This is a genomic window from Spirosoma pulveris (assembly GCF_054781875.1).
This window is the reverse complement of the sequence record NZ_BAAGTO010000001.1, coordinates 988,360-1,001,085: the sequence shown is the minus strand read 5'-3', so window position 1 is coordinate 1,001,085 and position 12,726 is coordinate 988,360. Positions and strand designations below refer to the sequence as shown.

11 protein-coding genes are annotated in these 12,726 nt (G+C 51.9%); 6 read left to right on the top strand and 5 right to left on the bottom strand.

All coding sequences use genetic code 11. The annotated features are described in order from the left end of the window. Positions 1-132: 132 nt before the first annotated feature. Positions 133-921, top strand: coding sequence for an SGNH/GDSL hydrolase family protein (locus ACYVJM_RS04070; RefSeq protein WP_461146925.1), 789 nt, complete (start codon positions 133-135; stop codon positions 919-921). Positions 922-1,364: 443 nt separating this feature from the next. On the opposite strand, the gene ACYVJM_RS04065 is transcribed toward ACYVJM_RS04070, so the two are convergent. The 3 genes from ACYVJM_RS04065 to ACYVJM_RS04055 all read right to left on the bottom strand — a co-directional run bounded on the left by ACYVJM_RS04065 (position 1,365) and on the right by ACYVJM_RS04055 (position 3,806). Beyond that, complete coding sequence (locus ACYVJM_RS04065) at positions 1,365-2,003, bottom strand: DsbA family oxidoreductase (RefSeq protein WP_461146924.1); 639 nt, start codon at positions 2,001-2,003, stop codon at positions 1,365-1,367. Between the two features lie 20 nt (positions 2,004-2,023). Beyond that, complete coding sequence (locus ACYVJM_RS04060; protein WP_461146923.1) at positions 2,024-2,587, bottom strand: pentapeptide repeat-containing protein; 564 nt, start codon at positions 2,585-2,587, stop codon at positions 2,024-2,026. 172 nt (positions 2,588-2,759) lie between these two features. Then, positions 2,760-3,806, bottom strand: coding sequence for a helix-turn-helix transcriptional regulator (locus ACYVJM_RS04055; protein WP_461146922.1), 1,047 nt, complete (start codon positions 3,804-3,806; stop codon positions 2,760-2,762). 826 nt (positions 3,807-4,632) lie between these two features. Here ACYVJM_RS04055 and ACYVJM_RS04050 point away from each other — a divergent pair. Together ACYVJM_RS04050 and ACYVJM_RS04045 are read left to right on the top strand one after the other, a co-directional pair. Beyond that, positions 4,633-5,739: a slipin family protein gene (locus ACYVJM_RS04050; protein WP_461146921.1), complete on the top strand. Its 1,107-nt coding sequence runs from the start codon at positions 4,633-4,635 to the stop codon at positions 5,737-5,739. A 109-nt stretch (positions 5,740-5,848) separates the two neighbouring features. Further along, positions 5,849-7,387, top strand: a complete 1,539-nt coding sequence (locus ACYVJM_RS04045) for an RtcB family protein (protein ID WP_461146920.1) — start codon at positions 5,849-5,851, stop codon at positions 7,385-7,387. Positions 7,388-7,412: 25 nt separating this feature from the next. Here ACYVJM_RS04045 and ACYVJM_RS04040 read toward each other — a convergent pair whose 3' ends face one another. Then, positions 7,413-8,321 carry an extracellular catalytic domain type 1 short-chain-length polyhydroxyalkanoate depolymerase gene (locus ACYVJM_RS04040; RefSeq protein ID WP_461146919.1) on the bottom strand — a complete coding sequence of 303 codons (909 nt, stop codon included), beginning with the start codon at positions 8,319-8,321 and terminating at the stop codon, positions 7,413-7,415. 261 nt (positions 8,322-8,582) lie between these two features. On the opposite strand from ACYVJM_RS04040, the gene ACYVJM_RS04035 reads away from it, so the two are divergent. Continuing rightward, positions 8,583-9,827 carry a sugar MFS transporter gene (locus ACYVJM_RS04035; protein ID WP_461146918.1) on the top strand — a complete coding sequence of 415 codons (1,245 nt, stop codon included), beginning with the start codon at positions 8,583-8,585 and terminating at the stop codon, positions 9,825-9,827. A 109-nt stretch (positions 9,828-9,936) separates the two neighbouring features. Here the strand turns inward: ACYVJM_RS04035 and ACYVJM_RS04030 are convergent, their stop codons facing one another. After that, positions 9,937-10,809: a mechanosensitive ion channel family protein gene (locus tag ACYVJM_RS04030; RefSeq protein WP_461146917.1), complete on the bottom strand. Its 873-nt coding sequence runs from the start codon at positions 10,807-10,809 to the stop codon at positions 9,937-9,939. Positions 10,810-10,914: 105 nt separating this feature from the next. On the opposite strand from ACYVJM_RS04030, the gene ACYVJM_RS04025 reads away from it, so the two are divergent. Together ACYVJM_RS04025 and ACYVJM_RS04020 are read left to right on the top strand one after the other, a co-directional pair. Next, on the top strand, positions 10,915-12,081 hold the full coding sequence (locus ACYVJM_RS04025) for a cysteine desulfurase family protein (RefSeq protein ID WP_461147725.1): 1,167 nt from the start codon (positions 10,915-10,917) through the stop codon (positions 12,079-12,081). Positions 12,082-12,254: 173 nt separating this feature from the next. Continuing rightward, positions 12,255-12,698 carry a hypothetical protein gene (locus ACYVJM_RS04020; RefSeq protein ID WP_461146916.1) on the top strand — a complete coding sequence of 148 codons (444 nt, stop codon included), beginning with the start codon at positions 12,255-12,257 and terminating at the stop codon, positions 12,696-12,698. Positions 12,699-12,726: the final 28 nt, after the last annotated feature.

The window sequence follows — 12,726 nt, the reverse complement described above, 5'->3', positions numbered from 1 at the left end:
CAGGAAATGGCGGCTGGGCCAGAAAACGGCGTAGACTTCCGTATTGAGGCTGGACCACTTGAACCAGAAACGGGTGGCGCAGGTAAACAGTGCCTGCTGAAAAGGAGTCTCTAGCCCGTCTATTAATAACCCATGCCTACTAAAACTTCACGGCGAATATTTCTAAAATCGTCAGCGCTTATGGGGCTGGTCCCCGGTTTGTTGCCAAATCCGGCCGAGGCCGATGCTTCCAGATCAGGTCCGGAAAAAGAAGCCGGTCTTGTCTTTTTGTTTCAAGGCGATTCGATAACCGACGGTAACCGGGGGCGCAACACTGATCCCAACCACATTATGGGGCATGGCTATGCGTATTCCGTAGCCAGTCGAATCGGGGCTGATTTCCCGGAGCGGGGGTTCATGTTTTACAACCGGGGAGTTAGCGGCAACAAAATTACGGACCTTCAAAAACGCTGGCAACCCGACACGCTCGACCTCAAACCTGATGTGCTCAGTATCCTGATCGGAATCAACGATACTGCAGCGACCATCAATAAACCAGCCGATGCGACAACCCCGGAGCAGTTCGAAGCCATCTATCGTAGTCTGCTGGAGGAATGCCGACGGTCCAATCCGGACATACTTTTTGTGCTGGGTATTCCCTTCGTGTACCCGGTGGGGAGTCGAAAAGAAAACGTTGAACGCTGGCAAATCGATAGCCAAAATCGGCAGGTGGTCATTCGGAAGCTAGCGGCTGAATTCAATGCGGTGGTTGTCGATTATCCCGCCGTTCTTGATAAAGCCATTGTTAAAAACAACATTGAGTACTGGGTATGGGATGGCATTCACCCAACGGTATTTGCCCATGAGCTGATGGCCCGCGAGTGGCTTAAGCAGGTGAGTCACCGACTGACGTTTTTAAGGAAGTACAGACGCAGTTTCTGATCGACGTCGGGAATCTGACGGAGTGTTATGTAGCTGCTTGTTGTTAGTAAAATTCAATTCAGTGTCAACTTGGGCACGGTTAACACAGTGTTGAATGTTAAGTATTTTGTTACTTACATTGTCTTTAGGTAATTATATTTGCTAAATATGCTTAATATAGTGACTTGGGATAAGTAATATGACAGAAAAGGTAACTAAAACTCCAAGAAGTAGACCTAAGAAAAAATTGCCTGACTGTCCTAAATGTGGGGATTGGTCATTAGTCGAGCGGGTGCCCCGAGGAAAATTAGTTCGTAAAGTTTTATTTTTCCTGCCCCTCCGTGCGTACATGTGTTACGGATGCAGCTGCACATTTTACCGGTTCAGGTAGCCAACTTTTAGGTCTTTGACGTTGCCTCAACTCAGTAGCCTTTGGTTGACTTACAAGCGGATACATAGCCTGTTTAGGTCTGCTCTGCCCAGGCAGTGTTAAGGGCACCCAGGAAGGTTTCGGGTTGCTGCGCACCAGACACAGCGTAACGACGGTTCAGCACAAAGAAGGGAACGCCCCGTGCACCTACCTGCTGCGCTTCGTAAATATCCCGATCAACGGCATCCGCAAACTGATTGCTATCCAGCAACCGCTGCACAGCTGCTGCATCCAGGCCAATTTCGGTACCTAGTTCGAGCAGAGTGGCATGTTCGGAGGTGTCGCGGCCTTCGGTGAAATACGCCTTGAATAACCGTTCTTCCATAGCATCGCCAAGCCCATTTTGTTTGGCCAGTTGAATCAGCCGGTGTGCATCACGGGAATTGGCAACCACGGCTTTATTAAGGTTGTATGAGAGTCCCACTTCTTGCGCCATGCTGGTTACGTGGTCGTTCATGCGCTGGGCTTCGGCAAGGCTCCAGCCTTTTACTTCGGCCAGGTATTGGTTGATACTTTTTCCGGGCTGGGTTTTCATGTCCGGATTCAGCTGGAAGCTTTTCCAGATGATATTTATCTGTTCTTTGTGGGCAAACTGGCTCAGTGCCTGCTCAAATTTCCGTTTGCCAATGTAGCAGAACGGACACATAACGTCACTCCAGATTTCTACGTCCATGTTGTTTGTTTATCGATTGTTTACGTAACGATAATATCATATTTGCTTAAAAGGCCGGGAAGGCTATGCAGCGAAAATTTCGTTTTCTTGATTTTGTTATTGTCTGGGTCAAGACTCAGGTTGTACGAACTCGAAAAGTCGGTTTGCGTCAGTGTATTGGTAGCAAAGACCGTCAGTTCAAGGTTACAATTTTTAAACGAGGCCCCGCTCAGGTCACAGTTCAGAAAACGGGCTTCCCGCAGTGAGCAATCGACAAAACGGGCCTTTTTCAGGTTGCGGCCGAAAAACGAAGCATAATCAAGTTGACAGGTCTCAAAGTCGACATGAAAGCCAAACGCGCTGCATTGCCCAAAATTGACGCCATTCAGTTTGCAGTTGGTAAACAGCACATCGTCGAGCTTAGTGCCCTCCAGTACCGCCATACCCAGATTACAGTCGACAAACCGACAGTTGACAAAACTCGTACCGGTGAACGCCACCTTCGACAGGTCGAGGTCAGTAAAGGTGCATTGCTCAAAACTATGCCGGTACCACTGGTCCAGTTCGTTTGTAGTCTGGGTAAATACCTGGTCACAAAAATCCATTCATTCGCGGTTTTAGAGGATGTATTGATACGGCTCGCCAACTTGTGGCATTGTCATGATCTTTTATTGAAAATCAGACGCTTGATTCAGTCGTGCCACCGCGCTGCCTGTACTCCTGAGGTATTCGGGTAGTGAAACTAATCCTCAAACCTACTGCCGGTTTTGGTAACCTTCAAGTTTGATTGGAAACCGGTTGTGCTGGCACCGGTTCTGTGTACGCATCCACGCTGGCCTTTAATCGCCTGATAATTACCCGGCGCAGACGCTCCGGTTCAAGGACCTGCATGCCTTCGCCGAAGCCCAGAATTTCTTTCTCCAGCTCAAAATTATGCTGGACCACCAACTGAATGACGATACCCTCGGGGCGTCGCTCAACCACCTGCTGCGACGAATGCAGCGGTTTGGTTTCGACATAAGGCGCGTGAAACTGGCTCACAAATAGCCTGACCTTAAAAGGGCGCATCCGCTCGCTAACCGATACGCCGATCACATTCCGGTAATACACATCGGGGTCGAGGTGTTGGTTGGCGATGTAGTCAACGTCGGGTGCCGGTGTCACGTTCAGCATACGGTCGAGGGCCAGGTTCATGGTGAATCGTTTGCTGTCACAAACCCCCACGGCGAACCAGCGATTCTTAAATTCCTTCAGCCACCACACATGAAATGTAAGTGTTTGGGGCTGCCGGGCAGAAAACGACTGGTACTCAATCCGGAGCGTATGTTGCTGAATGACGGCCTGATACAGTTCATCCAGGTAGTGCAGCCCTTTCAGGTTCTCGTTTTTCTCGAAGTCGATCACCGGTGGTGACTTCCGGGCGGTTGAGTACACGTGATCTTCGAGTTTCTGGACTACTTCGTTCAGGGCCGTAAAATGGGAGAATCCCTTGAACTGCTTGAGCACCTCGACCGCTTCGTTCATCCGCGACAAATCGCCATCCGACAGCGGAATGTTGGTGATGCTGTAGGCGGGGTCTTCGTAGGTGTAGTTTTTTTTATCGATAACGACAATGGGTGCAAAGTACCCCAGCTTATCACTGCGCATCATCTGCAGGTCGGCCTGCACGGTGCGCCGACTGATGCCTTTGTCCAGCCCTTCGTATTCATATAGGGCTTCGGACACTTTCCTGATCAGGTCGTCGAGCGTCCATTTGCGTTGCCGGTTGCGCAGGCAGGCATCCAGTGTTTTGTATCGGACAAGGGCGTTTCGGTTAGCAGGCACGGGAGGGAATTAGGAATGATGAGTGAAGAATAGAAGCTGTTTAAACTTTTCCAATTGATTTAGCAAAAAGCACCTGCCTTATCTTCCAAAGTAAAAGTTTAAACAGGTTCATGTTAAACTGTATGGATAGTTGAGTTTTTTTTGAAAAGTTAGAAAATAGTTTCATCTGCGCAAAAACACTGCGCAGGTAGGCTTAACCTTTGTAGCGACGGGAGAGGCCATTACCAAACCTGACGCGGGTTTCTGTATAGCCCCGTAGTATCGTCACCGCTGGTGTACATTATGCTGTTGGTGCTGGATGATTTCGTCTCTACGCTGTCGGTCGGAGGTTCGAATCCTTCCCCTGCTTCGGCGGGGTAGCTCAGGGGTAGAGCAGCAGAAAAATGCAGGTTCGAATCCTGCTATCAACTTGAATAAAGTTGATCCATTGGTTGGGAAGATGGCCACTTCTAAAAAGGCCACCATAGGGAAAGATCAGTGAGGAGTTCTCCGGTTGTGTGGCTGTTATGGCTATAGAGCAGTCGCTTCGGCGACCGGATTGGGTAACGCCAGCAGGCCCGTTTCGCGGTTGTTGGGTGTGCGCTGTGACAGAAGAAGACGCTGAGTTTGTTGTTGGGAGCCGCCTTCGGGCAGCTACGGAACGAACCAGCCCATTTTCTGGACCAGCGCACCAAAACCATCGCTCACCGGCTTCCGCGTTGCCCGAACGGGAGGCTTCTTACTGGTTTTGTTAATCGTTAATCGGGTTTAGGTATCCGGTATCTGGGGAGGGAATAGCGCGCACTGACCCTGATACTGAGCACCGAAAGCCGCAAAAAAGTTATCAATGATGAAAATGGTACGTATTCAGGCCCTGCAAATCGGGCTGGTGTTCAAGTTTGGCGCTTATAAGCAACTGCTTTCACCGGGTCAGTACTGGCTTTGGTCGAACGAGACAGTGCATATCTATAACCAGGGCGAGCTATTGCAGAATCCGCCCAGCGATCTGTCTGTCCTGCTTCAGTATCCCGAAGTGGCCGATGCGCTCGATGTACTGGAGGTGGGCGACAATGAGATCGTGTTACAATACGAGCATGGGCTTTTTCAGACTATTCTGCGTAAAGGTCGATGGGCCTTCTGGAAGGGCGTTAAGCAATATCAGTATATACGGGCTGATGTGAGCCAGTTGGCCATACCGGCCACGATCGACCTGGTTTCGCTGATGCCACAACCTTTATCGGCCTATGTGCGCGCTTTCAGCGTAGAGGCCCATGAGCAGGGGGTGTTATTCATCGACTGGAAATTCGACCGGGTATTGACCGCCGGAACGTACTATTGGTGGAAAAACACGACGCCCGTTCAAGTGCTGAAAGTCGATATGCGCCAGCAGCAAATGGAAGTCTCCGGACAGGAAATCCTGACAAAAGACAAAGCGTCATTACGCCTGAGCTTCTACGTTCAGTACCAGGTGCGAGATGTCGTTAAAGCATTGGTTGAGAATAAGGACTTCGACAAACAGTTGTACGTGTTGGTGCAACTCGCACTGCGTGAGTACGTTGGCGGGTTTACCCTCGATGAACTGCTTGATAAGAAGGGTGAAATAGCGCCGTTTGTGGTTAAGGCGACATCGGACAAAGCCGCTCAATTGGGTGTCGAGCTTCGGGCGGGTGGTATTCGCGACATCATCCTGCCCGGCGACATGCGCGACATCATGAACCAGGTGTTGATGGCCGAGAAGAAAGCGCAGGCCAACGTCATCATGCGTCGGGAGGAGACGGCGTCGACCCGGAGTTTGCTGAACACAGCCAAGCTGATGGAGGACAATGAGATGCTCTGGAAATTGAAAGAGATGGAATACGTCGAGAAGATCGCGGACAAAATCAGTTCGATTTCTGTCTCGAACAGTGGCTCGATGGTCGATCAGCTTAAGCAGATTTTAGGGCGTGGTAATTAATGAGTATTGTATCGCGGAAGGAAACCTGTGTAGCCGAAGGCTGGAAAAGGATGGTATTAGCCTTCAGCTACAGGGGTTTCCTCCCGCGATACTTATAATAACTAAACCAATGGAAACACCGATTTCAGTAGAGGATATTTTAACGTTAGGCCCCATTCCGGAGTCGCTGCAGGCGGGTTTCCTGCGGGTGGCGAATGGGCTGATGCAGCGGGGTAATTACCCCAGAGAGAAGGTGATGACGCTCCTGGCGCAGATGCTTCGAAACCCGAAAAAATACGCTTTCTCAAAAAACAAAGTCACGAATCTGGCGCAGGCGATTTACGGCCTGAACAAGCAGGGTATTGCCGTTCCGTTGAGCGAAGTGGCGGGCAGTTACTTGCCCGCCGAACCCGAGCCTTACGCGCTGGTGAGTTCGGAAAAACAGGCCGAACAAACGATTGGTCTGCGTGAAGGACCCTTGCCGTATGCTGTTTTCGGTCGGGAGTTTATTGAAGAAGGCGCGTTGAAACAAATGGAAACGGCCTCCAGTCTGCCCATCTCGGTGGCGGGTGCCCTCATGCCCGATGCCCACCAGGGATATGGGTTGCCCATTGGGGGTGTGTTGGCGACGGAAGCGAACAAAGTTATTCCTTTCGCGGTGGGCGTCGATATTGCCTGCCGAATGTGCCTGTCGGTATTCGACCTGCCGCCGTCCTTTCTAACCCGCGAACCGCATTTGCTGAAGCGGATTTTAGTCGAGCAGACTAAATTCGGTATGGGGGGTGAAACCCGCGAGAAATTCGACGAGAGCGTGATGGATCTGCCCGAATGGCAGGCGACCAAAGTGATCCGCGATTTAAAAGACAAAGCGTACCGGCAACTCGGTACCTCCGGGACGGGAAACCACTTTGTTGAGTGGGGCATTGTGGAAGTGCATGACGATAGCCTGACGAAAGAATCGGGTCTGAGCCTGCCGCCGGGCGAGTATATGGCGCTGTTGTCGCACTCCGGTTCGCGTGGGTTCGGGGCTAATATTGCCAATACGTATTCCAAACTGGCAATGCAGAAGACCAGATTGCCAAAGGAAGCCGCTCACCTGGCCTGGCTCGACTTGAACACGCAGGAAGGGCAGGAGTACTGGATCGGGATGAATCTGGCGGGCGAGTATGCGTCAGCGAACCACCACGAGATTCACCATAAACTGGCCAAAGCGTTGCGTGAGAAGCCGCTGGTGATGGTTGAGAATCACCATAATTTTGCCTGGAAAGAGCAATTGGCCGATGGACGGGAGGTGCTTGTTCACCGAAAAGGAGCAACCCCGGCGGGAGCGGGTGTGTTGGGCATCATTCCGGGTTCGATGACACAGCCGGGCTTCGTCGTGCGTGGGCGAGGCAATGTTGAGTCGCTGAACTCGGCTTCGCACGGGGCCGGTCGGCTGATGTCACGAACGAAGGCCTTCAACAGCATCACCCGCTCGCAGTGGAACAAAGCGCTGGTGGAAGCCGGTGTTCAACTCGTGGGGGGCGACCTGGACGAAGCGCCGATGGTCTACAAAAACATCGACACCGTCATCGGAGCCCAGCTTGATCTTGTAGACGTACTGGCGAAGTTCACCCCCAAAATCGTCCGCATGGCCGATGCCAACCGAAAAGAAGGGCGTGAGGATTGATTGTACTACTTGTCAGAACAGCCCGCTATGGCAGCGAACGGCTTTTAAAGAAATCCCAGATCAGGTCATTGTTCAAGAACGCTTCGGAAGGGGTATCGCCAATAAAGCGGGCTCCTTTCTGGCCACCGGGCCAGGCGTGACCGCCATCGATGGTCAGGTAGTACTCAAGAGCGACGTCGTCCCGGCAATTCGTCCAGGTGTACGATGTATACAACCCGGCTGTTTTTGTGGTTGGCTTTTCGGGCGTACAGCCCGCAAGTTTGGCAAATACGGCCAGCGTACTGTCGACGGGGGCGTTCCACTGTTTGTTGAGGCTTAGGGAGCCGATGCCGCCAGTGTAGGGAACATTGTTATCCTGCCTGGAATGAATGTGCAAAATCGACAGTACACGGGAGGGGTGGCAGGGCGTTTTCATCTGCATGGTTCCGGCATTGGCCGCAATGGCTGCCAGTTTGTCGGAGAGTTCGCAGGCGAGTCGGTAGCAGAGCATGGCCCCGTTAGAATGCCCGGTAGCAAACACCCGCTTCGGGTCGATCCGGTAGGTTGTCGTTAGCTTATCAATGAGTTTACGGATAAAGCCCACATCGTCGGCTTGTTGCGCCGATGCAATCTGGCCGCAGCAGTTTCCCGCATTCCAGGTGCGTAGCTTCAACACACCCGGATTTTGCAGGCCATCGGCATACACCACAATAAAGCCTTCCTTATCTGCTTTTTCGCTCAGTTTCGACTGGGATTCAAACTGCTGTCCACTACCGCCACCCCCGTGGAGAGCGATCACCAGCGGCATTGGCTCATCGGTTTTAGTGTAGCTTAGCGGCATATGAACCCAATAAATTCGGGTTTGTCCCTGGTGCCGAAGCGTATCGCGGGTGCTGGCTTCGACTGAAGCGGGAAGTGTACTGACAAGCAGGAGAGTGAAGAGCAATTTGCTCATAGCGAAATTGATGATTGAGAATTTAATGTTTTATAAAAGCGTGTACATCAGGAGACTCCTGTTTTACAGGAATAAAAGTCATTTCGAAGTCTCGTTATGAAGCGGCCCTTCCTGCCGAAAGCAATATAACAAAAAGAGCAACTTAAGCCCGAAAGCGGTAATTTGCCCTTTCAAAAGACTTTACACCCGTGGAGGTGCGCAGTAAGGACAAAACGAATCAATTGCACCAACACGTAAACCGCGTATCATAACCCCTAAACCATGCAGGCAACCCCTACCGCAGGCCAGTCAAAAGCGGCCTTTACTGAAAACAAGTACCTTGTAACCCTCGTTTTTGTTACGTCTCTTTTTATGTTCTGGGGGGTCGCCATTACCATGGGCGATGTATTAAACAAGCACTTCCAGCACGTGCTGAGCCTGACCAAAACGCAATCGGCTTTTGTGCAGTTTGCCATTTTTGGGGCCTATTTTGTGATGGGTATACCAGCCGGACTGTTCATGAAGCGGTTTGGCTACAAAAACGGGGTTTTGCTGGGGCTGGGGCTGTTTGCCACTGGTTCGTTTCTGTTTGTTCCGGCCGCTGCGGCTGCTTCCTTCACGTTCTTCGGCATTGCCCTCTTTATTCTAGGCTGCGGCATCTCGACCCTCGAAACGGTTGCTCACCCGTTTGTGGCCTCCCTCGGCGATCAGCGCACCAGCGACCAGCGTATCAATTTCGCCCAGGCGTTCAACGCGCTGGGGGCCATTATCGGACCCGCCATCGGCTCGTATTTCCTGCTGCGCAACAACACGCCGGGCAGCACCGACCTTACCTCGGTAAAGACGTTATACATTGCCATTGGCAGCGTTATCGCCACCATCGCCATTCTTTTCTCGTTTGTAAAAGTCCCGGCGTTAACCGATCCCCATGCCACCGTTGCCGATCCTGACGCAGCCAATGTGGATGTGGCCCCCGGTAAATCGCTCTTCGACCACAAACACTTCCGCTGGGCCGTTGCCGCTCAGTTTTTCAACGTTGCCGCACAAGGCGGGACCTGGGCGTTTTTTATCAACTACGGTCACGAGAAGATGGGCTTCACCGATGCGGTGGCCGGTAACTACATGGTGCTCTTCATGGGCCTGATGCTGGCCGGCCGTTTTGTGGGTACCTTCCTGATGCGGGTCATTGCGCCCCATACGTTACTGGCCATTTTTGCAGGTTGCAATATCCTCATGTGCCTGATCATTACCCAGAGTTTCGGCTGGCCTTCGTTCATTGCGCTCATGATGCTCAACTTCTTCTTCAGCATCATGTTCCCAACCATCTTCAGTCTGGGCCTGAAAAACCTGGGTTCACATACCCAACAGGCGTCTTCATTCATTTCGATGGGTGTTGTTGGCGGGGCCGTGTTCCCGTTCCTGATGGGTATGGCCGCGGAGAAAGATGTAGCAAACGCCTATTATCTGCCTATAATCTGCTACGTAGTTATCCTCCTGTTCGGGGCCAAGTTCTACAAAGTGAGGTAGTTGACGTTGATTTATATAAAAAAGGGATTAACCACAGAGATGGTCCGCCGTTATGGCACAATGGCCACAGAGGGTAATCCCTTTTTTATTAAATCGAAAACGAGTTAATTCAATCTCTCCCAATAGGCCCGTTCTGCAGCTTCTGCTTCAGGTCAAAGGTTTGTCCGGCGAAGACGATCAGGATCTGATGCTCATCGAACGCCCGTTTCACCGCCATGATCGCTTCGCTGAGGGCGAAGTGCGGATTCGTTGCCGTGGGGTTGATCCAGAACCAGACCACAAACTGAATGTTGGCATCGGCGAAGTGTCGATAGTGTAAGTCGACCGGGTGATCTTTCAGAACAAACGGCAATTGAGAAACGGCGGCTTTGGCAATTTTCTGGGCGGTGACCAGATCGTCCAGATACGAAACGCCCGCAGCCAGTTCGATCCGGCGCTGACCAATGCGCGAAAAGTTGGTGATCGGTTTCTGAAAAACGTCTTTACTGGGAATCTCCACGGTTTGCCCCTGCCCGTTATCCATCACGATGGACCGAAGTTTAATGTCGAGCACTTTGCCGGTGTAGCCGTTGGTTTCGACCGTATCGCCCACCTGAATGGGGCGGGCCAGGGCAATCATCGTCCCCGAAATAAAGTTGGCGGTCAAATCCTGAAAGGCAAAGCCAACGGCCAGTGCAATGACACCCGCGCCCGCCAGCAGCGACGTAACAGTTTTGTCGAGCCCCAGAATCCCCAGGGCGATAAAGAGACCAATGGAAACGACAACGAACCGCAGGACGGCCCCCGTCAGGTTGATAACCGACTCATTGGTGCTAACCCTTCTCAGCCCGCCTATAAACCCCCGGCTTATCCAGCGGGATGCAAAGGTGAAGAGGACGAAGATGATAATGGCCACGGCCAGTTCGGGTAAATAGCGAATGGCATTACGCAGCCAAAGCGAAAGTTCGGCGTAAATAAGGCCCGGTGCCTGAGAAAAATCCATAAAGTCCAAGTTACAATCGTAGCCGTAGAACGACGCAAGACAGGATTCTGTTTCATTGGCAGGACCATTCGCCGTATCTTTGCGGGCGAGTTCAATTGACTGATGATGAAACCTACCGCTGCTATTTACCTCGATAATGCCGCTACGACCCGGCTCGACCCCGAAGTTCTGGACGCCATGCTGCCGCTCATGACCGAGCAGTTTGGTAACCCATCGTCCATCCATAGTCATGGACGTACGGTGCGTACGGCTATCGAAAAAGCACGCAAAACGGTAGCTATGCTCCTCAATACATCGCCTGCCGAAGTCTTCTTCACTTCGGGTGGTACCGAAGCGGACAACACCGCCATCCGGAGCAGTATCGAAACCTATGGCCTTACCCACGCCATTACCTCACCTCTCGAACACCATGCCGTGCTGCATACGCTGGAGCACCTGGCAAAACAGGGGGTTATCCGGTTAAGTCTGGTCAATATTGATGAAAAGGGCCATGTCGATCTGGCGCATCTGGACGAGTTGCTGGGTGCGCACAAAGGGCGTTCGCTGGTGTCGCTCATGCACGGGAATAATGAGATCGGAAATCTGCTGGACCTGAATCGGGTAGGGGAGATTTGCCGAAGCCACGACGCTATTTTTCACTCCGATACGGTGCAGACCATGGGCCATTTTCGGCATAATCTGCAACAGCTCCCGGTCGACTTTATTGTGGGTGCCGGTCATAAATTTCACGGCCCCAAAGGCGTTGGCTTCCTGTATGTCAATGCCGAACGGGTTAAAATTCATCCCTTCGTTTACGGCGGTGCTCAGGAACGCAACATGCGGGGCGGCACCGAAAACGTGTACGGCATTGTCGGGCTGGCAAAAGCACTTGAGATTGCCTACCGGGATATGGACGCCCACCGCCAGCACATTACCTCGCTAAAAAGCCGGATGATCGACCAGCTTCGGGCCAAAATGCCCGATGTTAAGTTCAACGGCGACTCTGCCGATCTGGACAACAGCCTGTATACGGTGTTGAATGTCAGCCTGCCCGCATCGGACATGAGCGATATGCTGCTGTTCAGTCTCGACATTGCCCGGATTTCGGCCTCGGGTGGATCGGCTTGTTCGAGCGGGTCCAACGTGGGTTCGCACGTGCTGGCCGCTTTGCCCGGACTCGATCCCGACCGGGGCTATGTTCGGTTCTCCTTTGGAAAATACAACACAACGGAAGAAATCGACTATGCCGTTGATACGTTGATTGGATTGTACCAGAAAGAGCTAGTGAAGTGACGTTCAGGACGGGTACTGGCCGTGGTCATAGTCTTTGAGCCTGGCCGGGTGTTTACTGGCCTCCGACTGCACAGCCACCCGTTTACTGACCTACATTTCTTGACTTTTTATCTACTCTACAGGTATACTATAAATGAAAAATTGATCGTTCTCTGAGAAATGTTGGAACGGTCATGAAACGGAGTGGGCTACTTGGTATAATCGGAGTTCTTTGCGTTGCCATCGGGGGGGGGTCGTGTCACGATAATACCCTGAAACTACCAGAACCGGCAACGTCGCTGGAGGGTGTTTACGAAGCCAAATCGCTATATGGTCCGTTCCTTGTTAATGGCGAAACCGTTCAGTTATCCCTGAAACGGGTTACTGCCGATTCGGTAGTGATCAAACTTCAGGCTTTTTCGAACGGGCAGCCCGGCGACAGCGTTTCGCTCGGAAAGGCTTTGGTGAATCAGGATTTTCAAGGCAATTGCGTTGCTTACTCGATCAGGCCATTGCAAGTACAAAAGGATGATTTGTTGACGATGACGTGCAGTGCAGAAAACGTTTTCAACTACCGGTACTCATTCCCACTTAATGGCCAATGGGTGTCCCGATCCGTCAGCTTCAAGCGAATTTAGGCCCAATAGCCGTCTCACCCCATTGTTT